Below are 25,756 nucleotides of genomic sequence, written 5' to 3'. Positions count from 1 at the left end.
CGGTCACGGCTGCACCTCCTCGGAGCCGCCGGTGCTCACGTCGTGCTGCTCCTGCAGCTGCACGAGCGTGACCGGTTCGAGCAGCGCTGCTCCGATGCGCGTGCAGACGTCGTAGAGCGGGCCGGCGAAGATCGTCAGCGCGACCGTGATCGCGACCATGCCGGCGGTGGACGCGGTCATGATCCTCGGGATGACGCGGCGCTCGGTGTCGACGCCCCCGGGCGATGCGCCGAGGTACGAGATGCGCGCCTCGGTCTCGGCGGAGTCGTCCTCCTCGCGCCAGAAAGCGAGGTTCCACGCGCGCATCAGCGCGTAGAGGGTGAGGAGGCTGGTGAGGATGCCGCCCACGATGAGCACCATCATGATCGGCGTCCCGACCTCGGCCGCCGCGTCGAACAGTGCGAACTTGCCGATGAACCCCGAGAACGGCGGCAGTCCGCCGAGGTTCACCGCCGGGATGAAGTACAGGATCGCGATGACGGGGGCCGCGCGCATGAGGCCCTTGACCCGGAGGATGGAGGTGCTGCCCGCACGGCGCTCCACGAGGCCGACGGCGAGGAAGAGGGTCGTCTGCACCACGATGTGGTGGACCATGTAGTAGATCGTCGCGCCGATCGCCGCGGGTGTCGCGATCGCGAGACCGAAGATCATGTACCCGACGTGGCTCACCAGCGTGAACGACAGGATTCGCTTGAGCTCGGCCTGCGCGACGGCGCCGAGGACGCCGACGATCATCGTCGCGAGCGCCACCACCATGAGCAGGAAGTTCACGTCGTTGTCGAGGAACAGCTCGGTCTCGGTGCGGATGATCGCGTAGACGCCGACCTTGGTCAGCAGGCCCGCGAACACCGCCGTGACGGGTGCGGGCGCGGTCGGGTACGAGTCGGGCAGCCAGAAGGACAGCGGGAAGATCGCGGCCTTGATGCTGAACGCCAGGAGCAGCATGAGGTGCAGCACGAGCTGGGTCTCCTGCGGGAGCTCGCCCATGCGCTGCGAGATCTGCACCATGTTGACGGTGCCGAGCGCGCCGTAGATCATCGCGATCGACGCGAGGAACAGGATCGACGACACCAGCGAGACGACGATGTAGACGACGCCGGTGCGGATGCGCGACTCGGTCGAGCCGAGGGTGATCAGCACGTACGAGGCCACGAGAAGGATCTCGAACCCGACGTAGAGGTTGAACAGGTCGCCCGCGATGAACGCGTTGAAGATGCCTGCCGCGAGGATCAGGTACGAGGGGTGGAAGATCGAGACGGGCGTCTCGTCGTCGCCGTCGGCGGCGCCCTGGCCGACCGAGAAGAGCAGGACCGCGAGCAGCACGATGCTCGAGACCACGACGAGCAGCGCGGCGAGCCGGTCGACGTAGAGCACGATGCCGAACGGGATCGGCCAGCCGCCGACCGAGACGGCGATGGCCTCGTCGCTCGTGTCGACGACGTAGAGCAGGATCGCCGCGATCACGCAGACGACCGACAGCGTGGCGACCGACACCACGACCTGGGTGCGGCGGTGACGACCGGCGATGAGCGCGATGGCCGCGCCGAGCAGCGGCAGCGTCACCAGCAGCGGGACGAGCGCGGGGGCGAAGGAGATCATGCGTCGTCACCGCCCTTGCTCCCGGGGTCGGCGGGACGGTCGACGGGGGCGTCGTCGCGCAGCCCGGCGAAGTCGCGGCTGCCGAGCACCGTGATCGGCGAGGTGTCGAGCCCGACGAAGTCCGTCGTCGCGTCGTCGTCCTCGTCCTCGATCTCGATCTCCTCGTCCATCGTCTCGTCGACGTCGGCGGTGCCCTCGCGCACGGCGCGGTCGGCCTCGTCGTCCTCGACCGTGTCGGCCTGACCGAGCTGCCACGACCGGTAGATGAGGGCGAGGAGGAACGCCGACACGGCGAAGGTGATGACGATCGCCGTGAGGGTCAGCGCCTGCGGAAGCGGGTCGGACATCTCTTCGGGGCTGCTCGCCGCTCCGAAGAAGGGGGCCACGCCTGGGGCGCCCATCACGATGAGCAGCAGCAGATTCGTGGCGTTGCCGAGCAGCAGGAACCCGATGAGCACGCGAGTGAGGCTGCGCTCGAGCATGGCGTAGACACCGCACGCGAACAGCACGGCCATCACGACGACGAGGACGACGGAGACGCTCACGAGACGCTCACCCCCGGCCGCTGCCCGTCGCGGGCCTCGTGGGCCTGCCGGTCGACCTCGGCGCCGAGGCTGCGCAGCACGTCGAGCACCAGCCCGATCACGACCAGGTAGACGCCGACGTCGAACAGGGTCGACGTCACGAACTCGACGTGGCCGAGCACCGGGATGTCGGCCTCGAAGTAGGTGCTCGTGAGAGGGGCCGCGCCGAAGAACAGGGGCACGATCGCGCACGCGACGGCGATCGTCATCCCGACTCCGAGCAGGCGTCCGGCGTCGGTCGGCGCAGCCGCGCCGAGCTCGTACCGCCCGCCGGCGACGTAGCGCATGACCAGCGCCATGCCGGCGACGAGACCGCCCGCGAAGCCGCCGCCGGGGAGGTTGTGCCCGGCGAACAGCAGGTAGAGCGACACGATGATGATCGTGTGGAAGAGGATCCGCACGATGACCTCGAGCATGATCGAGCGGTTCTCGGGCCGCACGCGCTGTCCGCCCACGAGCCACGCCATACGACCCCGCCCCTCGCCCCGTGGCTTGACGCCCTCCTCGGTCTCGACGAGCGGGCGCCGCGTGCGCGCGGCGGCTGCCGGGAGCGGGGCGATGAACCGCGACAGCGTATCGGAGCGGTGCGTGACGAACACGAGGGATGCCACGCCCGTCGCGGCGAGGATGAGCACCGACAGCTCGCCCATCGTGTCCCATCCGCGCAGGTCGACGAGCGCGACGTTCACGACGTTCTTGCCGTGGCCGAGTTCGTAGGCGAGCTCGGGGAACCGCTCCGAGATGGGCTTGTAGCTGCGGGCGGAGGTCGCGACGAGCGCGACGGCGGCCATCGTCGCGCCGACCGCGGCCGCGAGCACGGCGCGCGCGACCGGCCACACCGAGGCGTTGTGCTCGCCGAGACGCGCGGGGATCCGGCGGAGCACGAGGGCGAAGGCGACGAGCGTGACCGTCTCGACGAGGATCTGGGTGAGCGCGAGGTCGGGCGCACCGCTGGTCGCGAAGAGCATGACCATCCCGAGGCCGGTGGCCGAGACGAGCACGACGCCGGTGTAGCGCTTGCGCGCCCGCACCGCGACGAGTCCGGCGATGATCATGATCGGGGCGACCACGAGCTGCATCGGCGTGTGGAACGCGTCCAGCTCGAGCTTCCACTCGGGACTCGCGAGCAGCGCTGTTCCCTCCGCAGCGACGAACACGACGAAGATCGTGCCGACGTAGACAGGAAGCGATCCGCGCTGGGTGAAGCTCGTCGTGATCACCGAGAGCCGCGCGATCCCCCGGAGCGCGGCGTTGTACACGTCGGCCGCGCTGAAGGGCAGCACCCGCTTCGACCAGCGGGTGCGCGCCGTGAACCAGAACACGACGGCCCCGACCGCGATCGTCGCGAGCGAGATCCACAGCGCCGGCTCGAAGCCGTGCCAGAGGGCGAGGTGGGCAGGATGCTCCGCCGCGCCGAGCGGGGCCAGGTCGGCGTAGCCGGCGAACGCGACGTCGAGCTGGGGCGCGGCGAATCCTGCGATCACCGTGAGCCCTGACAGGAGCACCGGTGCGCCGAGGAATCCGATCGGCGGATCCGGCCATCTCGTCGGCGGCAGCGGCCGGCGCGCGTCATCCCGCTTCGTCCAGAATGCGCCCCAGATGAATCGGATGCCGTAGCCCGCCGTGAGGACGGATCCCACGACCATTCCGGCGAACGCGACGATGCCCCACGGCGCACCGGACAGCGCCTCGTCGAGGAGGGCGGTGAGCGCCCCCTCCTTCGCGACGAAGCCGATGGTCGGGAAGACGCCGACCATCGAGCACACGGCGATGATCGAGAAGGTCGCCATGACGGGGGCTTGGCGGCCGACGCCGCTGAGCTCGCCGATGTCGCGGGTGGACAGCTGTCGGTCGATCACGCCGACCACGAGGAAGAGGGCGGACTTGAACAGCGCGTGGCTGAGCAGGAGCGCGAGCCCGGCGAGCGCGGTGTCTCGCGTGCCGTAGCCGAGGACGACCGCGAGGAGTCCGAGCTGGCTGACGGTGCCGAACGCGAGGATGCGCTTGAGGTCGGTCTCACGCAGCGCCTGGAACCCGCCGAGCAGCATCGTGAAGACGCCGAGCGAGATCACGATCGGGCGCCAGGTCGGCGCCACCGCGAAGACGGGCGCGAGCAGCGCGATGAGATAGATGCCCGCCTTCACCATCGCCGCGGCGTGGAGGTAGGCGCTGACCGGCGTCGGCGCCGCCATCGCGCCGGGCAGCCAGAAGTGGAAGGGGAAGATCGCGGACTTGCTCAGCGCGCCGACGAGCAGGAGCACGAGCGCGGCGTCGACGATCGGACCGGCGGGGGCCTCGGCGAGGATCGTCGAGATGCTCGACGTGCCCGCGTCGACGACGAGCAGCACGACGCCGATCAGCATCACGAGACCGCCGAGGGTCGTGACCAGGAGTGCCTGCAGTGCGGCGCGGCGGCTCGCCGCGCGCCGGTTGTAGTACCCGATGAGCAGGTACGACAGCACGCTGGTGATCTCCCAGAACATCACCAGCACGACGAGGTCGTCGGTGAGCACCAAGCCGTACATCGCGCCGGCGAACGCGAGCAGGACGGCGGAGAACTGGCCGAGGCCCTCGCTCTTCCCGCGGAAGTACCAGCGGCAGTAGACCATGACGAGCGCGCCGACGCCGGTGACGATGAGGGTCATGAGCCACGCGAGCGTGTCCATGCGCATCGACAGCTCGATCCCGAGCGGCGGGATCCAGTCGTACGACTCGAACGGGGTGTCGCCCGACAGCACCGCAGGGGTCAGGACCGCGGCGTACGCGAAAGCCACGATCGGCAGCACCGCGGCGACGTAGAACGCCCGGGGGCCGATGCGGCCGGCCAGCCACGGGAGCAGCAGCGGAACCACCGCGAACGCGCCGAGGAGAAGCAGCATCCGCGGCCTCCTCGTGGTCGTCGGCCGGGGGCTCACGCGCGCGGCTCGGGCGATCAGGGTGTCGGGTCGAGTCTACCGGCGCTGTCGGCCGACGCGGCCGCCGCGTCCGGTCGAGCGGATGCCGCGCCCGCCGTCCGTGCGAGAGTGGACGTCGTGATGGCCGATGACACGGGCCCACGCGCGCCCCGCTGGCCGCGGGAGCTCGCAGGGTGGACGACCGCCCTCGCGATCGCCGTCGTGGCGGTCGCCGTCGTGGCCTCGTCGGCGCGCTCGGAGCTGCTCTTCCGGGACGGCGACTCGCTCGTCACGACACTCGTCGTGCGTTCGCTCGCGTCGGGTCAGGCCCAGGACTGGGCGTTGTCGACCGTGCTCTTCCTGCCGGAGATCGCCGTCCTCGCGATGCTGTCGGCCCTCGGACTCGGAGCGGCCGCGACGCTCGGCCTCGCAGCGGTCGTGAACCTCCTCGCGCTCTACGGCGCGCTGCGCGCAGCGGCGGGGTCGGCCGCGCGCACCCCTGCGCCGGTGGCCGGCGCGCTGCTCGGCTTCACCGCCTTCGCCGTACTGGCGGCGACCGAGGCGTCACCGAGCCGCGATGCCCTCGAACCGGCGTCCCTGCTCCTGACGACCACGTACTACAGCGCGACCGTCGTCGCCGCGGTGCTGGTCGTCGGAGTCGCCCGACGCGGGGTCGAGGCGCCCGCACGCCGATGGCCGGCGTGGACGGCCGGAGCGGTGGCCGCGGCATCCGTCCTCACCAACCCGCTCTTCGCCGCGTGGGCGGTCTTCCCTGTGGTGCTCGTTCTCGCCGTCGTCGCGATCCGCACGCCGCGCTCCCGCGGCGCGGCGCGGTGGCTGATCGTCGCGCTGGCCGCGGGCTCCGCGGCGGGATTCGCCGGCCGGATCCCGCTGGCCCGGCTCATCGCGAACACCGGAGCCGGCTACGCCGATCCGTCGCAGTGGCTCGCCTCGGCCGGGTACTACGCCGGCCTCGTCGCGGAGCGATGGACCGGGCCCGGCGGAATCGTCGGGATCATCCTCGGGCTGCTCCTGTTCGCCTGGTGCCTCGCCGCGACGGTGGTTTTCGCACGGCGCGGCGACGTGGGTCCGGCGGTGGTGGCGGCATGCGGCTGGCTCATGCCGGTGCTCGTCGTGATCGGCGCCGTCGTACTGGGCACTCACGCGGCGCGGTACCTGCAGCCGATCGCGTTCGGGCCGGTGCTCGGGCTCGTCGTGCTCCCGGCGCTCGTGCGGAACGCGGCATCCCCTCGAGTCGCTCCGGTCGTGACGGCGATCGCGGCCGCGGGAGCGCTCGTGCTCGCGGGTGGGATCGCGGTTCCGCGGATCACGACCGCCGCGCAGGCGCCCGACGCCGATCTCGACTGCGTCGTGGCATGGACGGATGCCTCGGGCCGCACCGGCGCCGGCCAGTTCTGGACCGTGCGGCTGCCCAAGGCCCATCTGGCCGACCCGGCTCGGCTGGTGCAGGTCGACCATGAGCTGCGCGGCTACGCGTGGCTCGTCAATCGCGAGGACTTCGCCGTCGGCGAGGTCTCGTTCCTCGTCCTCGACGACCAGACGGTGACGTTCGCGCTGCCCGGCGGCGTGACGATGGCGGATGCCGAGCTCGTCGACTGCGGCCGGTACACGATCGCCGACTTCGGCGACCGCGGACTGCCGCTCGGTCCGCAGCGCTCCTGACGTCGCGGCGTCAGTCGGCCGGTGCGGCAGCCGTCGTGTTGCCCTCGCGGAACTCGCACGTGAAGCTGATCGATGCGGCGTCGCCGCCGTCGAGCATCGCCGCGACGGCACGTCCGGCCGCGCGGCCCTTCTCGGCCGCGGGCTGCACGAGCGTCGTGAGCTCATAGGGCGCGAGACCGTCGACGACGATGCCGTCGAAGCCCGTCACGCTGACGTCGCCGGGAACCCGAAGCCCCGCCTCCTCGGCAGCCCGGATCACCCCCGCGGCCAGCAGATCGCTCTGCGCGATGACGGCGGTCGGGCGGTCGGCGGGGTCGGCGAACAGCACCCGGCCGGCCGCCAGCCCCTTGTCGATGAAGCTTCCCGCCGCGGCGTAGGCCTGGGCGTCGGGGAACACGTCCCTGGCGCCGGCGAGTCGCTCGCGGGTGACGTCGATGGTGATCGCCGTGCCGTCGAGGATCCAGCCCGCCTCCCACCCCGCGCGGGCCGGAAGGGCGACGATCGCGACACGACGGTGACCGAGGGCGCGGAGGTGGCTCGCCGCCTGCCGCTGCGCCTCGCGGTTGTCGAGGCCGATGCGCGGCACATCCTCTCCCGCGTCGCCTTCGATGACGACGACGGGGATGCCGCGCGCCCGGACGGCGTCGAGCGACTCGCGGAGGTGCCCGCTGCAGCCGACGAGCACGGCGGCGTCGAGCGGAGCGGTGGTCAGCGATGCGCCGGCACCGCTCGGGTCGTGGTCGCGAAGAAGGAGCAGCCCGGCGCCGAGCGGGGCGACCACGTCGGACAGACCGTCCATCATGAGCGTCTTCACCGGATCGAGGAAGGCCGTGCCCAGGTGCTCCTCGAACACGACGCCGACGATTCCCGATCGTCCGCGCCGCAGCGACGCCGCTCGCGGGTCGGGCCCGGTGTAGCCGAGCGCGGAGGCGGCATCGAGAACGCGGCGGCGCGTGGCGTCCGACACCGGGGTCTTGCCGCTGAAGACGACCGACGCGGTCGACGGCGAGACGCCCGCTTCGCGCGCGACGTCGGAGATGGTGGCCCGGCGTGTGCTCATGTCCGAATGATGGTAGCGCGTTGCGATAGCGGACGTCGAATCGATTCGACAGCACTCGAATCGATTCGGTAAAGTGTGCGCATGGAACTCGTCCTCACTCGACCGCAGTACGTGCGCTGGCGCACGGCGATCTTCGCGATCTTCCTCGCGAGCGGCCTCAGCATCGCCACCTGGGCGTCGCGGGTTCCGACGATCAAGGAGACCCTCGGGGTCGACAACATCCAGATCGGCCTCATGCTGCTGGGAGCCGGCATCGCCTCCATCGTCGGCCTGTCACTCGCGACGCCGGTGCTCGCCCGGTTCGGTGCGCGCAAGGGCATGCTCGTCGCGATGATGGTGTTCGCGGCGGGCGTGCTGCTGATCGGCGTCGGCACGGACGTCGCCCACAGCTTCGTCGTCGTGGTGGCGGGGCTCGTGATGTTCGGCCTCGGCAACGGGGCGGTCGACGTGATGATGAACGTCGAGGGCGCCGCGATCGAGAAGCAGGGGAGCAAGACGATCCTTCCCCTCTTCCACGCGTTCTTCAGCTTCGGCACCGTGATCGGCGCCGGGATCGGCGCGTTCGCGGCATCCCAGCACATCAACGTCCTCGTGCACACCGCCGTCATGTCCGTCGTGATCGTCGTCATCGCGTTCGCGGCCTACGCGAACGTCCCGGCGCGGGAGATCACGGGCGACACCGAGGCCGAGGCCGACAAGCCCCACTGGCGCGAGCGCCTCCACACCTCTCTCGAGGCGTGGCGCGAGCCCCGCACCTACGCGCTCGGCGTGATCATGCTCGGCATGGCGTTCGCCGAGGGCGGCGCGAACGACTGGCTCGCCCTCGGCATGGTCGAGGGACACGGCGCCACCGCGGCCGTCGGTGCGCTCGGCCTCACCGTCTTCTCCGTCAGCATGACCGTCGTGCGCGTCTTCGGCGGCCCCCTCGTCGACCGCTTCGGCCGCGTGAACACCCTCCGCGTGCTGTCGGTCCTCGCAGCCGGGGGACTGCTGCTGTTCATCCTCGCCCCGACGATCCCGCTCGTCTTCGTCGCCGCCGCCCTGTGGGGCGCCGGGGTCTCGCTCGGGTTCCCGCTCGGCATGTCGGCCGCCGCCGACGACCCGGCCAAGGCCGCGGCCCGCGTGAGCGCCGCCGCGACGATCGGGTACATCTCGTTCCTGTGCGGTCCGCCGATCCTCGGGTTCATCAGCGAGCAGATCGGTCTGCTCAACACGCTGTACATCCTGGTCGCGCTGGCCGTGGCATCCGGCATCGCGTCGCCCGCCGCGAAGCCGATCGCCGGATCCACCGTCGGCGCCGGGCACCCGCACCGCTGAGTCGGACTCGACGCGGTCGCACCAGGGGGAGGGCCCCGGGCTAGGCTCTTCGGGTGCGTCTCGTCATCGCCCGCTGCTCCGTCGACTACACCGGACGGCTCACGGCCCATCTGCCCCTCGCGACGCGCCTGCTCGTCCACAAAGGCGACGGGAGCCTGCTGGTCCACTCCGACGGCGGCTCCTACAAGCCCCTGAACTGGATGAGCCCGCCCTGCCGGCTCGACGTCGAAGAGCCGGATGCCGACTCCCAGGCCGCGGGAGTGCTCGAGCACTGGCGCGTGACGCACGCGAAGACGGGCGACGCCCTCCTCGTGCGCATCTACGAGGTGCTCCACGACTCGTCGCACGAGCTCGGCATCGATCCCGGCCTGCAGAAGGACGGCGTCGAGGCCGACCTCCAGCGGCTCCTCGCCGAGCAGGTCGACGTGATCGGCGACAACCTCACGCTCGTCCGCCGCGAGTTCCCCACGGCCATCGGACCGGTCGACCTGCTGCTGCGCGATCCGGCCGGCGGCACGATCGCCGTCGAGGTCAAGCGCCGGGGCGACATCGACGGTGTGGAGCAGCTGACGCGATACCTCGAGCTGCTCGGCCGAGACCCGCACCTCGCGCCGGTCACGGGCGTGTTCGCCGCCCAGGAGATCAAACCTCAGGCCAAGGTGCTCGCCGCCGATCGCGGCATCCGATGCGTGACCCTCGACTACGAGGGCATGAAGGGCATCGAGTCCGGCGCCCCGCGCCTCTTCTGACCCGGGTCTTCGTTCGCCGGAGCCGGTGCCGGGGCCGAATAGGGTGGGAGGCATGCCGAGACGATCTCCCTGGACGTGCGTGCTGTGGGATGTCGACGGCACGATCGTCGACGCGTCCGACGGGATCCTTCGCCGGCTGACGGTCGCCCTCGAGCACTTCGGCAAGCGTCCGCCGACCCGCGCCGAGCTGGTCCACTGGATCGGGCCGCCCATGTACGAGTCGTTCCAGGTGAACGTCGGCATGACGCCGGACGAGGCATCCGAAGCCGTCGCCTTCTACCGCGCGATGGGCAAGGCCGACGGGTACACGACGGGCGCGAGGCTGTTCGACGGCATCGCCGACCTGATCCGGGATGTCGCGGCCGCCGGGATACCGCAGGCCACGGCCAGCTCGAAGCCCGAGGTGCAGGTCGTCGCACTGATGGACCACTTCGACCTCTCGTCCTCGCTCACCGCGATCGTCGGCGCGACGCCCGACGAGAAGACGCTCAGCGCCAAGTCCGACATCGTCGCCGAGGCTCTGCGCCGGCTGCAGTCGGCCGGCGTCGACACGAGCCGGCCGGTGCTGATCGGAGACCGCCACCACGACGTCGAGGGCGGGGCTGACCAGGGCGTTCCGGTGATCTTCGTCCGCTGGGGATTCAGCTGGCCGCACGAGGCCGATGGTGCGCAGGCCGCGGTCGACGACGCCGCACAGCTCCGGCGCCTGCTGCTCTTCGAGGACTCGGATGGCTGAGATCGTCGGCTCGGTCCTCGCGTGGCTCGTGCCCGCGGTGGTCGTGTTCGGCGTGGCGGCGATCCTGGTCGCGGTCGCGGCGTGGGCGGTCCGCCGCGCCCGCCGATCGCCGCGCGCCCGGGCAGCCGCCGAGCGGGCCCGGGTCGCCGCCGGAGCCGCCCTGGTGCGCCTCGACGACGAGGTGGCCGAGCTCGACCTCGAGGTGGGCCTCTCTGGAGCGCTCTACGGCGGCGGAGCGCCGGTGTCGCTGCGACGGGCGCGACTGAACGGACAGCACGCGCGCGACCGGTCGTTCGACGAGTACCGGGCGATCAGCCGGGCGGACGTCGCTCCCGACGAGGTGCGCCGCGCGGCCGCCGCCATCGACAAGCGGACGACCGACGCACTCCGGTCCATCGCGGCGGCGCGGTCGGAGCATGCGGCGTGGGTGGCGGCGAACGTCTCGGCGGCCACCCAGATCGACGCCGCCCGCGAGCGCCTGGCGGAGCTGCGCGCATCGATGGGCGATCCCGACGCACTCGTCTCGGAGCTCTCCGCCCGCTTCGCGGACGAGGAGTGGCGGGACGCCGCGCACGCCGCGCACGCCGCGCTGGCGGAGGCCGACGAGGCGGCGCGGCAGCTGGACGCCGCCGCCGCGCGCGCCGCCGATCCGTCGCAGAGCGTCCTCGCGCAGCTGGGCGCGGCCGAGCGGTCGCTGCGCCAGGCCGAGGTCGACGCCCGCATCCTCGAGGAGTCGCACCGGCTCGTGCTCCAGGCCGCGCAGGCCGTCCCCGGAGAGATCGACGCCGCCCGCACCGCGCTGCGCCAGGCCGGCGTCATCCGCGAGCACCTCGACGCCGACGACGCCGGGAGGCTGGGGGAGGAGCTGCGGGCGATCGAGGCCGAGCTGTCCGTCGTCGAGGCGGATGCCGACCGCAGACCCTCCCGGACCGTGGACCGCATCGCCCGCCTGCGTGGTCGGCTCGACCTCGCGCTCGGCGACGCCCGCACCGCGCAGCAGCGCCTCCGAGGGGCGCGCACCGCCCTGCCGGGGACGCTCGCGGCCGCCCGGAGCGCGATCGCGCAGGCCGAGGCATCCGTCGCCCACGCGAAGGGAGGAGCCGATGCGCGCACTCGACTCCTCTCCGCGCAGCACGAGCTCGCGCGGGCGCGTCAGGCGCAGGATCCGGTGGGTGCGCTCGACTCCGCGAGGCGCGCGATGCGGGATGCCGAGGACGCCAAGGCACTGGCCGACTACGCGAGGATCGACCCGTCCTGACCCCGGGAGCGTCGCTATCGTGAACCCATGACCGACGCCCCCACGCGATCGCGCCACCCCGTCGTCGCCGCTGCCGCGCGCATCCCGGCGACACTCTCCCTCGTCGCGCTGATCCTCGTCGTGGGCGTCGTGTTCGGCGGGCTGTGGAGCCCCTTCTCGGAGAATCCGCTCTTCGACGCCGTTGCCTACGGCCTGCCCGCCCTCATCGAGGGCCGCTGGTGGACGCCGGTCACCGGCACGTTCTTCGTCGACCATCCGATCGTCTACCTGTTCGTCATCCCGAGCTTCGCGGGTCTCGCGTACCTCGAGCTCCGCCGCGGCTCGGCCGCCGCCCTCGGGTACTTCGGCGTCGGGCAGCTGTTCGCGATCTTCGCGAGCGCGCTGTTCCTGTGGGTGGCGGCGTTCCTGCCGTGGCCGTGGGCGCAGGTCGAGTCCACGATGCTCGATGTGGGCCCCTCCGGAGGGACGATGGCGGGCATCGCCGCCGCCGCCGGGCTGCTCGTCTCGCCGTGGCGCGTGCGCGCGTGGCTCGTCGTCCTGGGCTTCTCGTTCGTGACGCTGTTCTTCTGGGGATCCCTCGCCGACCTCGAGCACGCGTTCGCGGTGCTCCTCGTCCTCTTCGTCGACCGGTCGCTGCGGGTGCAGCGCACGACGGTCCGCGAGCAGCGGCTGATCGCCTTCGTGTCGGCGTTCGTGATCCTCGCCGTGGACGTGCTGACCTTCGTCATCCCCACGGACGGGCCGTTCGGCCACACCGCCGCGACCGACGGACCGCCCATCGACATCGCGATCGACGTCATCGTGATCGCCGTGCTCGCCGACGGCCTGCGGCGCGGTCGCCGGTGGGCCTGGGTGTGGACGATCGTGCTCGCCGCCTTCAACATCTTCACGGGGCTCGTGCTCGTCGTCGCGGTCGCGGTCGTCGGGGCCGATGCGATCGATGAGCAGGTCGGCGACTTCAACGTCTCCATCGCGCAATCCGCGATGTGGCTGCTCATGCTCGTCTACCTCGTCTGGGTGCGCGGGGCCTTCCGTGCCCGACGCCGGAGCACGCTGGGATCGATGCCGGTCCCCACCGTCGCCGACGTGAAGGCCGCGCTCCACGCCCACGGCGGCGGGACGCTGTCGTGGATGACCACGTGGGACGGCAACAGCTATGCGCGCACCCGCGCCGGCGGCATCCTGGCGTACCAGCGACGAGCCGGGGTGGCGATCGTGCTGGCCGACCCGCTCGGGGCCGAGGCATCCCGGGCGCAGTCCGTGTCGGAGTTCATCCACGCGGCGGAGAGCGCGGGCCTGGTGCCGTGCTTCTTCAGCTCGAGCGAGGCGACGAAGGCCGCGGTGCCCCCCGGGTGGCGCAGCCTCGTGGTCGCCGACGACACGATCGTCGACCTGCCGGGCCTGGAGTTCACCGGCAAGCGGTGGAACGCCGTCCGCACGTCGCTCAATCGCGCGGGGCGCGAGGAGATGACGTTCCGGATGACGCGGCTCGGCGACGAGCCGTGGGGCATCCGCCAGCAGCTGAGGGCCATCTCCGAGATGTGGGTCGGCGACAAGGGGCTGCCCGAGATGGGGTTCACGCTCGGGACGCTCGACCAGGCGGAGGATCCCGAGGTGCGCCTCGCCCTCGCGATCTCACCGGACGGAGACGTCGACGGATTCCTGTCGTGGCTGCCGGTGTACGGCGACGGTGGCGGCGAAGCCACCGTGCGCGGATGGACGCTCGACCTCATGCGACGGCGCGACGGCGGATTCGGCCCGGTGATGGAGTACCTCATCGGATCCTCCGCCCGCCTGTTCTCAGAGGAGGGCGCCGAGATCATGTCGCTGTCCGGGGCGCCGCTGGCTCACGAGTACCCGCCGGATGCCGGATCCATCGCATCGCTTTCGGACCGGCTCGCCGGCATGCTCGAGCCCGTCTACGGCTTCCAGTCGCTCCACCGGTTCAAGAGCAAGTTCCACCCGCGCTACGAGACCATGTACCTGCTCTTCCGCGACGAGAGCGACCTCACCCGCATCGGCGCGGGGCTCACCCGCGCGTTCCTGCCGGACGCGACGCTGCGCCAGTTCGCCGGCGCCGGACTCGAGCTCGTGCGCGGCGATCGCGACTGAGACGCGAAAGCGCCCGGCCCCCTGGCCGGGCGCGACTGTGCCGCGGCATCCACTCGACGCCTCGGGCGCAGAGGAGGTGCCGCGGCGCAGCTCCGCTGAGACGGGCCCGAGGGCCCGCGGGTTCAGATGGGGCGGATGTTCTCTGCCTGCAGGCCCTTGGGGCCCTGGGCGATCTCGAACTCGACCCGCTGGTTCTCCTCGAGCGAGCGGTAGCCGCTCGCCGAGATGGCGGTGTAGTGCGCGAAGACGTCTGCGCCGCCCTCGTCAGGAGCGATGAAGCCGAAGCCCTTCTCCGAGTTGAACCACTTGACGGTGCCCTGCGTGCTCATTACTTGCCGTTCTACTGGGGTGCTCGCGCTCATGCCACGAGTCATCTCCACGGTAATGGTGTATGGGCGGTGCCGCGATGCGGGTTTCGGATGGTGACGAAAACGTTGCACATCGTCCGGCCGCGAGGTTCCGCGGGCCCATCGGACGCCCGGGCTGAGCAGTGCTCGAAGCCCGGGCGTCGACGGATCCCCCCGGATAGGCCACGCCTAAGCGTGACACGCACATGCTACCGATATATCGGCGTGACGGCGAGGGTGACGACGCTGTTCGACGCACCCCGGATCAGCCCCTCCGTGCGGCGATCCGGACGGTTTCGTCCACCGGCCGGGGAGCGGTATATGCAGATGAATCGGCAGCCGTACACTGGTCCCACTCATGGCCATTCCGCTCACCCCGGTCGTCCCGCGCGGCACCGTCCTCGGCGACGAGGTCTACACGCGCCTCGGCGAGGCGATCCTCGACGGAAGCCTCGCCCCCGGCGAGCGCCTGCGCGACCACGACCTGGCCGAATGGCTGGGTGTCTCGCGGACTCCTGTGCGCGAGGCACTGCAGCGACTCGAGCGGGTCGGACTCGTCGAGGTGTCGCCGCATCGCTACACGCGCGTGTCGACGCCGAACAGCAAGGCACAGGCCGACACCCTCGAGTTCGTCGCATACCTCATGGGCAACGCCGTGCGCATGGCGGTCGTCCACGCCCCCGACGAGGTACTCGACGACGCCGTCGCCGAGCTCGGCGACGTGATCGCGGCTTCCCGCGACGACGACTACGTCCGGCTGATGAGCACGAGCCACGTCTTCTTCGCCAAGCTGACGAAGGCCACCGGCAACGTCGCGATCATCCGCTTCATGCGCGAGGCCGAGCTGGCCATCCGACGCAACGTGGCGACCTGGCGCCCGCTGATCGAGTGCCCCGTCGGCCGCTCCGCGACGTACGAGGAGTTCCGGGATGCCCTGACCCGGCGCGACGGCGTGCGGGCCGAGGCTCTCCTGCGCGAGCTGCACGGCCTCACCTGAGTCGGCGCCTCTCGCTACGGTGGGCGTGTGAACCACATCGAGCTGAGGAATCTCGACGACGACGACCTCGACGCCGTCTTCGAGATGATGCGCGACCCCGAGGGCGTGGCGATGGCGGCCTTCACCGCCGAAGACCCAGGCGACCGCGAGGCGTTCGACGCGTGGATCGCACGACAGCGCGGCGACGCCGAGGTCCTCTACCAGGTGGTGACCGAGAACGGCGGCTTCGCCGGCACGGCCGCAGCCTTCACGGTCGACGGCGATCGGGAGGTGAGCTTCTGGATCGCCCGTCACGCATGGGGCCGGGGCGTCGCGACCGAGGCGCTTCGCCACCTCGTCTCGCGCGAGCCGGTGCGGCCGCTGTTCGCGCGCGCCGCCGCCCACAACGCCGGATCGATCGCCGTGCTGACGAAGGTCGGGTTCACCGAGGTGTCGCGCAACGTCGACTTCGCACCGGGGGCCGGGCGCGACGTCGAGGAGATCGTGTTCACGCTGGTGCCGACCCTCGAGTAGGCCGCCGGACGAAGAAGAAGGCCCCCGTCACCGGGGGCCTTCTGCGCTCTGTGACTCTGTTCGTAAATCCCAGACCCCTTGAGTCTCAAGGGATCGCGAGCACGCTTTACTTCCGATTCCGCGCCAAGCCCCGAACTTTTCCAGGCGGATCTACTTCCTCCAGGTCAGGCGGGGTTTCGGGTTGCCGCTTTTCGTCCCCTTCTAGGGGCTTTTCTGACACGCTTTCTGGACCCTCAGCGGGGCCGCCGGTGCTGGCTTCAATCGACATGTGAAGCACATGCGCGGCCCTCCGCTCCCGGCATGCCTCAGCCGACGTAGGGCCTCAGCGCCCGCTTCACCGGTCTCAAACCAGGCAGGTGCGAAGCAGCCTCCACCCGCAGAGCCGCTCGCTGTCAAGCGTGACCGGTGCCCCTTCGAGTACCGGCAGCTGGCGTATGCGGCATTCATGTCTCGGATCCGGATACCTCGTGCACTCCGCTGATGACCGGCAAGCGCTGGCGCTCGAGGCGCCTAGTCAGCACCAGCGCGATTGTGAGCGGGATCGCAGCCAGCAAACCGAAGCTTATGTCGATGAGCTGCCACCCGAGCGGCAGACCCCTCACCGTTCCGGCAATCAACGCGAGCGGCACGATGCCTGCGCACGCGATGAGCCCCCATTGTGTAACCCAGATGTTGCGCACCGGGTCCCGAAACGGCCCGACGAAGGCGACCGCTATCAGCAGGTGGGCAAACGCCAACCAGTCTGTTCCGTAGGCGAGGAACGGGTACTGCTCGCCGGTGGCGGCGAGCGCGTCGGCAACTCGGTCCACCCACCCGGCCAACCCAGGCAACCACGACGCGGCACCGATGGAGCGCAGGAGTTCTGAGCCCAGGGTCAGCTCTTCACGGAGCGGGAACGCGGTCACCCCGCTGATCACCAGCCCGGCAATCACCACTCCGAGACAGACCCGTATGACAGTCATGGCGCGCTTCGCTGGCGCGCCTACCGCGTTCGCATCGACGTCCACATCCCGCCTTCTTTCCGGTCACCTCGCCCCATCCGAACATGATCCTCGAGCTAGCCCGAGTGCTCCTTGCGGTAGCAGTCACTCTCCGAGGTCAGCAGCAGAGCATGCGAGGTGAGGTCGATACTCACCCTCACCTCCGGTCTTTCACTGACTACGTCGCCGGTGCTAGCCAGGACACGGTCAGTGCTCGCCAACACCCCGGGCTCTTCGCCAATGATTCTCCAGCCGTCCCGCGCCTTGTACGCGGCAACGATCCGGTCGAGAGTCGATTGTTCCGTACCGGCTTGAAGGGGAACGGAGGTCGTGAGGTACCACTTGCCGTACGGGTTGTACGAATAGTCCACCGATGTGCAGACCCCATCTCGCGCCGCCGCTACAGGCTGGGACCCCGGCAGCCCGGCGGACTCGATGACGTCGGCCAGATTCCGCTCCGCGACTGCTCGTGCCGCGTCAGAGTTGGCACGCGCCTCTTTCGCTGTGACCGGAGTTCCAGAGCACCCCGCCATCACCACCAGCAGAGCCGCCGTAGCCAGCGTGAGGAGAACACGACGAGGGCTGCACGGCGCGATGAGAGGCGACGACCTCTTGTCCTCATTCGGTCGCTCCCATCGTCGGACACACGGCTCAGCGGAAGGAGTTCTCGGGTTCCCGCGCCTGTGAAGGATCAGTGTCCTGTTTTGCTGGAAGCCGTCGGGGTCCGACGTCGAGAGAGGGAAACACGGACTGACGACGCCCCCGGAATCGCGCCAGGGGTAGGCCTGCGGTGTCCCGTCCGGGCAGACGTCGGTGGGCGGAGCGAGTCTTGGTGTAATCAGAGGCACGCGGCAATGTCTCGCTCGCTGTCGTCGACGTCGAGATTGAGATTCAACACCTGGCCCGGCACCAATTCATCGCCGGGCACGGACTGGGGGATTTTCAAACACATCGCGAGATCGCCGCCCACACTGCGCCAGACGTAGGCCATAGAGCCACCGAGGGGGCAGACGTCGTTGTCCAACCAAAGCGTGACCACGTGGCTCACTTCGTCGGTTCCGGCCTCCCACGTCCCGGAGACGTCAAGGCGCTCAGATTCGGGCAAGTCGTCGACAGTATCGGCGTCGTTGTCCTGGCAGTCCAGGCTCGCGGGCCAGTCAGTGGCACTCAGCGTGCCGTCCTCACTCAGTGTCAGTCGAGTGTCGAGTTCGCCACCTGCACTCCAGGTACCAACGAGCTGTTCAGCCGTCACCCCGAACGCGAGGTTGCCCCCGGAGCACGCGGTCAACACGAGCAGTGCGGCGGTTAGTGCTACCAACGAAAGCGATCTCTTCACGATGTACCTGCTCACTCTTCCTCGTCGCACGACCATCCGTCCGTCTCAGGGTTGCGTACAAGGGTCCGACTCGGTGGCCCCGGTCGGTGACAGCCACGCCCGATCTGAGGCGTCGCCGAGAGTGCCTGGCTCGAATGCTGCAGTCCAGCTGATGTCGTCGGAGGCTTCCCCCGCACTGGCGAAGACTCTCGCGGACTCCTGGGGGGACGGCACCAGCGCCGAGGTTGTGTAACGAAGCTCACCCGGTGGCGATTGGGTTGAGAATCGATCTCCCTTGCTTAGGGTGAATGTGCCACGGCCCTCGGCCGCGACGCCCTCCTCGCGGGGGTCAGAGAACACGATGTACTCGACCCTCATGTAGTCATGCGGCGACGTGGGCTCACCGCACCATAGGAACTCAGCCACTCCATCTTCGATTCTCATCCAAAGGGGCACTCGTTCGGGAGCCACCGGAACCAAGGGCACTCCGCAGGCGGCAATCGCCGCGGCGAATCCGAATAGGAGGCACGCAATCGAGAGAGCGCGGACCGTTCGGACCGAGGCGAAGGGCATCCTCGCTACCAAACGCACGGTTGCTCTGTGAGGTCGCCGTCACCGGTCACCCACTTGCCTTCCGGGAGCGACTGGAGGTCCACGTCATTGAAGGCGGATCCGCACCACTGGCCGGAATCACCGTCAGATGCTAACTGGACATAGATGCTCGTCCCATCGGCGACCGGAATTGAGCCCTTGGCAGAGTAAGAAGCTAGACGCACGAGTCGTCCGAACCTGGCCCAGTGTCGACACCGGTACCGAGGATGAGCATCCGATCCTTCCGAAACGCGTCGGGGTCGAGGGTGCCAAGTGGGAAGCACAACTTGAGATTGTTGTCAGCGCTGCGCCACAGGTAGGCGCGCGGACTATCGTCCGGGCACAGCTCGGCAGGCGGGCTGAGCTTGACGTCGGGCAGATTGCTTCCGGACTGCCCGGCGTTGAACGTCCACACACCCTCGAAGTCAATTGTCGGCGCACCCGGCAGCTCGTCGGAGTATTCCGCACCTGCACCAGAGCACATTACATTCCGAGGCCACGAAGTCGCCACAAACGTTCCGTCAGCCTCGAGTTCAACGCTTGCTTCGAGGTCAGCGCCCGCGCTCCAGGTGCCAGCGAGGTCGTCTTCGCTCAGCCCGTAGGCGTAATCACCGCCGGAGGTGCAGCTTGTGAGTAGCGCTCCCAGCGCTAGCAATGGTCCGATAGCCATCCACGGTCGGCCATTCACCATGTCCTGATTGTCTCCGTCCAGGTGAAGTGTTGTGTGACTTCGGAGAAAGGCCCCGTATCCCCGGGCAAGGAGTCAAGAAGCGGTCGCCAATCGTCTCCAGGAAGAGGTACGGCGGATCCGAGCGTGGTCGAGTTAGTTGCCGTGTACTGGACCACCAGGACGTTGCCGTCACGTTGTGCAACGACTGCGTCAAGGCTATAGGAGCCGATTACAAGCGCGGATCTGTTCGCGTCGCTCGCCGATCCGTAAGTTGCCAAGGTGAATCCATCGTTGTAGAGGACCGCATTTGTGAGGCTCAGCTTCCCAGCCGACTGCCATTCCGGGCCCGGAAGCTCCCCGCCCGACCGCAGGGCGGCATTCACCTTCTGGCGATAGACCGACGCGAGAGTCCCATCTCGAAGACCCTGCGTGATGCGCGAGTCGGGTCCGAACGTCTTGGACTTCGTCTTCCAAGCACCGGATGCCCATCCGTAGACGAGTGCTCCTTGCTCGCTCTGAAGGAAGTTGGCGGTGTTGATGTACCCGTACGCATCGGCGCGCGCTCGCAAGTCTGCCTCGAGCTGGCCCCACCCCGTCGTCCAAGGGTTACGCGCAGGGATCGCGGCGAGTAGTTTCTCACCCTGCGCCCGCGCCCAAGATCCCGCGGCCATCGACTGGCTATAGCCCGGCGGCTTTGATGAGTTGGAGGACCTTGTCCCTCCCCCACAGTTCCCGCTGCATTTGTCGGGGATCACAAACTTGGGTGCAAGGCCGGTGGGGTCAGGAGCCGATAGCGGGTTGTTCCATCCGTACGCATACCCGGTGTTCTGCTGCGGGTTGCTTGCATCCGTAATCGGATCGACACTGAGGAACTTGCCGAGAAGCGGGCTATACGTGCGCGCTCCGAGCGTCGTCAGGCTAGTGCTCTCTGTTCCCGGCTTGTTGAGGTAGCCATTTCCGTTCTCCCAGAAGCCGCTCGCTCCTCCGAGCGGGTTCCCGAACGGGTCCCGGAACTTCTGAACGGTCGTACCCGTCGACGCGACTGTCTGGGTGTCGACTGCCCCCGCAACGTCCGCGAACAACCACGTCACAACCGACCCGGTGACGTCGGTGTTCGCTTTTCGCTCCGCGACGGGGACGTCCTTCACCCCGGCGTATGTACGGACGCCGTACACAGTCGCGCCCGTCGCCTTCTTCGTTAGCACCGTGTCCCCGAGGAAGAGCGCGGCGCCTTCCGATGAGCTGACCCTAAGCAGGAGGTTGCCGGAGGCGTCGTAGATCTGAGTTTGGGTCTCAGTGCCCATCGTGACGGTCTCCAGTTTCCCGGTTTCGTTGTAGGTGAGCGTCTTTCCGGGCATCTCGGTGAAGTTGCCGGCTTCGTCTGTGTCATACGCGCCGGCTCCCAGGCTCGCGTCACCGGCGAGGGACGTCACCGCGTGCGGTTGCGCGCTGCCTGCGGCGGGGTAGGAGTACGTTGCGGACTTGGTCGTGCCGTCTGCCGCGTGCGAAGTCACGGAGGTCCGGTTGCCGGTCTCAACGTCGTACGTGTAATCCAACCAAAGGGGGGCCGGTCCTCCGAGTGCTGCTGCGCTCGGCGCAGTCGCGCAAGGTGTCGGGTCGGCGGGCGACCATGCCGCGGTCAGCTGCCGCAGCGCGTCGTATTCGTAGCAATACTTCTGGGTCCGTGGCGTCGGCAGTACCGACGACGTGGAGGCCGAGGTGATGTTGCCAGCGTCGTCGCGAGTGTAGGTGCGGTCTGCGACGTAGTGGCCGGAGCCATCGAAGACCGCGTTGTCTTTAATGGTGAGAAGGGCACCGGTGACGGAGTCGTAGCCGTAGCTCGAGTACGCCTCTGCGCCCAGGTTCAGGCGGTTGAACTGGGCGAGCTGGCCAATGGGTGAGTAGACGGTGCCGTTGAGGATGCCGCCGTTGCCGCGCACGCTGCTGAGACGGCCCAACCCGTCGTACGAGTAGAGGATCTGTTCTGCCGGTAGTCCACCGATGGCGGGTACGTTCCTCACGGACACGGATGAGTCGGCGTAGTACCCGGCGGTGGTGGTGTAGGTGGTGCCTCCGAACGCCGGCGCCGTGGAGGGTATGGACACCGTGGAGCGTGTGACGTTCCCGGCGGCGTCGTAGCTGACCACGGTGTTGCTGTACTTGTCGCCTGGTGTTCCGGGGACGGAGCCGACGTACGAAGAACTGGTGGTCACCATGCCCTTCTTCACAGTGTCGTACGTCCACGAGGCGAGCATCGCACCGCTGGCCGATCCAGCGTAGGACGCGGTCCGTCGGTTGAGCTCGTCGAACGTGCTGGCGACGGTCTGGCCGCGCGCATCGGTCGTGGTGAGCATGTTGCCTGCGTTGTCGTATGTTGCCGAGGAGGTTCCCGCGTCGGGGTCCGTAGTGCTGGTGCGGAACCCTCGCAGGTCGTAGGTCCAGCCCCAGTCATTTCCCGCGGGGTCGGTCATCGACGTGAGGTTGCCTGCGTGGTCGTAGCCGTAGATGGTGGCTTGCCCGGTGGTCGTGATCTCGGACGAGAGATGCTGGACGAGCTTCGTCTTCTGGCCGAGTGAGTTCGTGAATGTGCTCGTCGGTGTGCCGCCCTCCGGTGGCACGCTGTCCACACGGTCACCACCGAGGTAGGCCGTCGTGGTCGCGAACTTGAACTGTCCGAGGCCGTTGGTCGACGACTTGGTGATCCGGCCCGCCGCGTCATAACTCGTCGTGACCTGAGACGGAATCGCGTTCTGACTGTCAGGAACGAACAGTCCGGCGCTTGGTGTGACGGAGGTCGTCCAGTACGGATTGTCGACCCAGTAAGCGCGGCCTTGGTCGTCGTAGGCGGTGGTGCTGATGACGGAGCCGCCGCCGGATGCCGAGGTCTGAGTCTGAACAGAGCGAGCGAGCCCGTCGAACAGCTCGAACTGCGTCACATTGTTGCCGGCCCTGTACGTCGTCGTCTTGATGGCGTTCGGCGTTGTCTGCGACAGCGTGTACTCGTACGCCATCGAGGGGCTGGTCGGGTTTGCGGACTTCGGCCGAAGCGGTAGCCAGACCTTCGCCGTGCGGCCGAGCGCATCAACGGTCATTGAAGTGAGCGCTCCGTTGGGGTCTGTCATCGAAGATTGAGTGCCAGTAGTGGGTTCGAAGGTCGTGGTGATTGCCCACGAAAACGGAGCGGTGTTAGTGGCAACCGTGCTGGTCAATGGGAGTGTCGCCGCCGGCGTGTATGCCGTGGTGCTCGTTCGTCCGAGCTGATCTGTCACGGCGAGCGGTCGGCCGAGCGCGTCATACGTGCTCGTGGTCACGGGGGCCCAATGCGGTTGTCCACTGACGTACTTGTCGACGGCTTCGGTGGCCGTGGGTCGACCCTTTGTTGGAGCGGCGCCCCAGGCGAGCCCATCGTAGGCCGTGCGCTGCTGTCTAATGAGGTCCTCGGGGAACTGAGCAGAGCCGAGATCCGCGCATGCTTTGGCAACGGTGCGCGTCTCGGACGGCAGCCCGATGATCCAAGCAGTCGTGTTTGCGCTGGCGTACGTCGTGGTGGTGCACTTGGTGTCCGCGTCGGACGGGATGACCGACTCGCTGGTAGGAAGACCGTACGTGCCTTCATAGGTGGTCTGTGTGTCGAGGGTGCGGTTGCCGCCGGCGGAGACCGGCTCGGTGACTACCGTGCGACCGACTCGAACCATCCGAGCTTGGACAGTGCCGTCGTTCGATGTGACTGCGGACGCCCATGGAGTCGAGATGCTGTCGTTGAGAACAGCGCCGCCGACACCGAGAAGGGATTGCTGGCGGTGCAACTGCCCGGCGAACCAGCGCTCGTCAGGGATGGAGGTGCCCGTAACGGTGCCGGTCTTGCTCCCGCCCGAAGCGTTCGCCCTGTCGCCGTTGATCCCTTGGTAGTACCAGCTCTTGGTCACCTTTTGTTTCGTCGGCGTGGCCGGGTCACCCTCACGCACCTCCACGGTGTCGACGCCAGCGAACTGGTTCCAGGTCCGCTTGTTCTTCGGGGTGAGTGGCGAGTCGTTGTACCGCCACTTCGGGGTCCCGTAGATGTACTGCGACTTGGTCACCTTGCTCAGCGCGCTTCCGGTACGGGCGTCGACGTTCACAGATGTGACGGGGTACTTGTGGAACAGGTCCAGCTTGGCGGGCATAGGCGGGGTGGTGTCAGGTGACCACCATTCGGGGAAGCACCAGCGCGTATTGGATTGCGGGCTTGCCAGGAGCGTGGACGCTTCGCTGGGTGTGCAGTCGGCAGCGGCATAGTTGACGCTGACGACCGCGCCCAGGGTCGTCTTGATCGAGCTGAGGCGCCACTTCGTTAGCGGGGCCAGACCGTCTACCACCCAGACGCGGTTCTGCATGGTAGTTCCGGAGAACTCGGTGGCGGGCTCGTTGATGGCTGTCTGACCCGCCTTGGACCCTGCGTGCTGCACTTTCGTCATCCACAACGCGGCGCTTCCGCCGTCACCGGGCGCCGGGTACGAGTGAGAAAGCGTCCAAGTGTCGGTGGTGGAGTATGCACCGGCGACCAGCACCTGGGCTTGAACCTTGCTCAGGCGGGCATTGGTGAAGAACGTGGGCGCCTTCTGAGAGCTCGAGCAGGAAGTTGCGGTGCAGAACTGGTCCCAGGGAACGTCAGGGTAGGCGCTGGGCGTGGTCGGCTTCGTGGTGCCGGTCAGCGACATCGTGGTGCAGGTCGTGCCGGACGCGTCGGCGCAGCGGCCCTTGCCGTCGTAGGTGAAGTTGACCTTGAAGCCGGCGCTGGTGGTGTTGAAGAGGTTGTTCGACCGGAGTCCGTACTCGATGCGGGAGAGCACACCGCCGCGGGTGTAGGACGTGGCGCCCGTCCCGTTCTTTGCGTACTTGTTGGGCTCAGCTGTGTAGTACCTGGTCTGCGCGTTGCCGCTCACGTCGACGACGTAGTCGAGGTTCCACCGCCACGCCTGCATGCAGGAGGATGCTGCGAACGTGGATGCCTTGCAGGGCTCTCCGGGGTCGTTACCGAAGACCGGGACGGTCCAAGTCGAGTTCGTCTCCGCCTTGCCGGTCACCCAACCGGGGAGTCGGTTCAGGCCGAAGAAGTACTGCGTGCCGTCGGTGGTGGTCATCTTCCAGCAGTCGGTGTTCACCGTGCCGTTGCTCGCGCAGCCTTGGGCGGTGCCTTGCAGGTGTTCGAACCGGGTGCCGTCGTCGTTGGCGAGACGCCACCTGCCGCTGGTGGTGTCCTTGACGAGCGGGCCGGAGTGGCCGGCCATGGAGATGGTCGCGTTGTCGGTCTTCCAGCAGAGGTCTCCCGATGTCGTAACCGCGCCGGTTGATCCGTCGTCAACTGCGCACCCGACGAAACGGCGTTCGATGAAGGCACTGCCTTCCAGCTCCCATCCCTCACCAACCGCTGAAGGCTGGTTGTTGGTAGAGCCCGTCTGCCCGTCGACGGATTGTGAGTTGTACGACAGCCCTAGGGCAGGCTGTGGCCCAACGCCCGCGGGTGGAAGTGCCATCTCGTAGGCCCAGGTGAACGCCCCGGTCTGCTCCGCGACATCCCACGTTGACGAGGACTTCAGCGGAGTCGCGGCGTAGGTTCCGGTGCCCGACGTCGAGGATGCCGCTGCCATAGCAACCAGCAGCGTCGGTTCACCTGAGACGACGGGCGTAAGCACGATTGCGCCCTCGGTGGCGGCAGCGGCGACCGGTTTCGCCTTCTTCAGGTCTGCCTTCTTAGCTTTGTCGCCGGAGACAGGAACCTGGACCCAGGAGAGCCGGCCAGCGAAATCTGCGCCGAACTGGGCAGTAAGAGCATCGGTCGGGACCCTCACGGCGACTACAGCAGCGTCATCCTTCTCGTCACCGCGTGCAAGCTCGATGGCCAGAGGCACGGACGAGACGCCTTTGACGTCGGCCGGATCGACGACACGCACCTCGACGGCCGCCGCGGTGCCCAGGTCACTTTCGGCTGCCGCGATGTCAATCGGCTGACCATCGATCTCCTGCCAGCTGCCGGCCACCCTGCCCGCCTCGGAGCCCTTCGGTCCGCGTGTCTGGGTCTTCGCCTTGCCCTCTGCTGGCGTCTCGATGCGCACGGACTCCGCCGGCCGCAGCGGCGGCGAGGTGACCGGCTTCACGTTCGCCGACGAGTTCGGCGCCATACCGCCACCCACCTCATCGGCCGTGCTGCCAGGTACAGGGTCCCCGAAGTCTGGCGTGGGCGCCTCGTTCGGGGCGACCGGAGGCTTCAGCGCTGCTGCAGCGGCCGGTTGCATCCCGGTGACAACCAGGCCCCCGCAAACGAGAGCAGCAATGAGGATCCGCAGTCCCCGATTCCGTCGCGTCATGATCGCG

Annotated in this window: 16 protein-coding genes; 8 read left to right on the top strand and 8 right to left on the bottom strand. The window is 68.6% G+C overall.

What is annotated here, in order from left to right; all coding sequences use genetic code 11:
- Window positions 1–3 precede the first annotated feature (3 nt).
- From EER34_RS06305 to EER34_RS06295, 3 genes are read right to left on the bottom strand one after another with little or no spacing between them, the layout of a single operon-like run.
- The gene (locus tag EER34_RS06305; RefSeq protein ID WP_127473658.1) at window positions 4–1,599 is read right to left on the bottom strand and encodes a Na+/H+ antiporter subunit D; all 1,596 of its coding nucleotides are present in this window, start codon (window positions 1,597–1,599) and stop codon (window positions 4–6) included.
- Entirely contained in the window at window positions 1,596–2,144 is a 549-nt protein-coding gene (locus EER34_RS06300) for a Na(+)/H(+) antiporter subunit C (protein ID WP_127473657.1), read from the bottom strand. Before EER34_RS06300 ends, EER34_RS06305 begins: the two co-directional genes overlap by 4 nt.
- Window positions 2,141–5,062, bottom strand: a complete 2,922-nt coding sequence (locus tag EER34_RS06295; protein ID WP_127473656.1) for a Na+/H+ antiporter subunit A — start codon at window positions 5,060–5,062, stop codon at window positions 2,141–2,143. The genes EER34_RS06300 and EER34_RS06295 overlap by 4 nt, the downstream gene beginning before the upstream one ends.
- Window positions 5,063–5,218: 156 nt before the next feature.
- On the opposite strand from EER34_RS06295, the gene EER34_RS06290 reads away from it, so the two are divergent.
- Window positions 5,219–6,760 (top strand): hypothetical protein, encoded by a 1,542-nt coding sequence (locus EER34_RS06290; protein ID WP_127473655.1) that lies wholly within the window; start codon window positions 5,219–5,221, stop codon window positions 6,758–6,760.
- 10 nt (window positions 6,761–6,770) lie between these two features.
- On the opposite strand, the gene EER34_RS06285 is transcribed toward EER34_RS06290, so the two are convergent.
- On the bottom strand, window positions 6,771–7,820 hold the full coding sequence (locus tag EER34_RS06285) for a LacI family DNA-binding transcriptional regulator (RefSeq protein WP_127473654.1): 1,050 nt from the start codon (window positions 7,818–7,820) through the stop codon (window positions 6,771–6,773).
- An 81-nt stretch (window positions 7,821–7,901) separates the two neighbouring features.
- Between EER34_RS06285 and EER34_RS06280 the strand changes: the two genes are divergently transcribed.
- From EER34_RS06280 to EER34_RS06260, 5 genes are read left to right on the top strand one after another with little or no spacing between them, the layout of a single operon-like run.
- Entirely contained in the window at window positions 7,902–9,137 is a 1,236-nt protein-coding gene (locus EER34_RS06280) for an MFS transporter (protein WP_127473653.1), read from the top strand.
- 53 nt (window positions 9,138–9,190) lie between these two features.
- Window positions 9,191–9,886, top strand: coding sequence for an endonuclease NucS (gene nucS, locus EER34_RS06275; RefSeq protein ID WP_127473652.1), 696 nt, complete (start codon window positions 9,191–9,193; stop codon window positions 9,884–9,886).
- A gap of 52 nt (window positions 9,887–9,938) precedes the next feature.
- A complete protein-coding gene (locus EER34_RS06270) occupies window positions 9,939–10,622 on the top strand; it encodes an HAD hydrolase-like protein (RefSeq protein WP_127473651.1) in 684 nt (227 codons plus the stop codon).
- Window positions 10,615–11,880: a hypothetical protein gene (locus EER34_RS06265; RefSeq protein WP_127473650.1), complete on the top strand. Its 1,266-nt coding sequence runs from the start codon at window positions 10,615–10,617 to the stop codon at window positions 11,878–11,880. The genes EER34_RS06270 and EER34_RS06265 overlap by 8 nt, the downstream gene beginning before the upstream one ends.
- 27 nt (window positions 11,881–11,907) lie before the next feature.
- Window positions 11,908–13,992 carry a bifunctional lysylphosphatidylglycerol flippase/synthetase MprF gene (locus tag EER34_RS06260; protein WP_127473649.1) on the top strand — a complete coding sequence of 695 codons (2,085 nt, stop codon included), beginning with the start codon at window positions 11,908–11,910 and terminating at the stop codon, window positions 13,990–13,992.
- Between the two features lie 122 nt (window positions 13,993–14,114).
- On the opposite strand, the gene EER34_RS06255 is transcribed toward EER34_RS06260, so the two are convergent.
- A complete protein-coding gene (locus EER34_RS06255; protein WP_127473648.1) occupies window positions 14,115–14,321 on the bottom strand; it encodes a cold-shock protein in 207 nt (68 codons plus the stop codon).
- Between the two features lie 376 nt (window positions 14,322–14,697).
- Between EER34_RS06255 and EER34_RS17835 the strand changes: the two genes are divergently transcribed.
- Together EER34_RS17835 and EER34_RS06245 are read left to right on the top strand one after the other, a co-directional pair.
- Complete coding sequence (locus tag EER34_RS17835) at window positions 14,698–15,336, top strand: GntR family transcriptional regulator (protein ID WP_127473647.1); 639 nt, start codon at window positions 14,698–14,700, stop codon at window positions 15,334–15,336.
- A gap of 27 nt (window positions 15,337–15,363) precedes the next feature.
- A complete protein-coding gene (locus tag EER34_RS06245; protein WP_127473646.1) occupies window positions 15,364–15,849 on the top strand; it encodes a GNAT family N-acetyltransferase in 486 nt (161 codons plus the stop codon).
- A 443-nt stretch (window positions 15,850–16,292) separates the two neighbouring features.
- On the opposite strand, the gene EER34_RS06240 is transcribed toward EER34_RS06245, so the two are convergent.
- The 3 genes from EER34_RS06240 to EER34_RS06225 form a co-directional block, all read right to left on the bottom strand.
- Window positions 16,293–16,856, bottom strand: a complete 564-nt coding sequence (locus EER34_RS06240; protein ID WP_240642152.1) for a hypothetical protein — start codon at window positions 16,854–16,856, stop codon at window positions 16,293–16,295.
- Between the two features lie 811 nt (window positions 16,857–17,667).
- A complete protein-coding gene (locus tag EER34_RS06235) occupies window positions 17,668–18,180 on the bottom strand; it encodes a hypothetical protein (protein WP_127473645.1) in 513 nt (170 codons plus the stop codon).
- Between the two features lie 1,239 nt (window positions 18,181–19,419).
- Window positions 19,420–25,563 (bottom strand): RHS repeat domain-containing protein, encoded by a 6,144-nt coding sequence (locus tag EER34_RS06225; protein ID WP_164743465.1) that lies wholly within the window; start codon window positions 25,561–25,563, stop codon window positions 19,420–19,422.
- Window positions 25,564–25,756 lie beyond the last annotated feature (193 nt).

It is taken from the genome of Microbacterium sulfonylureivorans (assembly GCF_003999995.1).
In the GTDB taxonomy this organism is placed as follows: domain Bacteria; phylum Actinomycetota; class Actinomycetes; order Actinomycetales; family Microbacteriaceae; genus Microbacterium; species Microbacterium sulfonylureivorans.
Note: the sequence above shows the minus strand (reverse complement) of the source record. Positions and strands in the feature narration are given on the sequence as shown.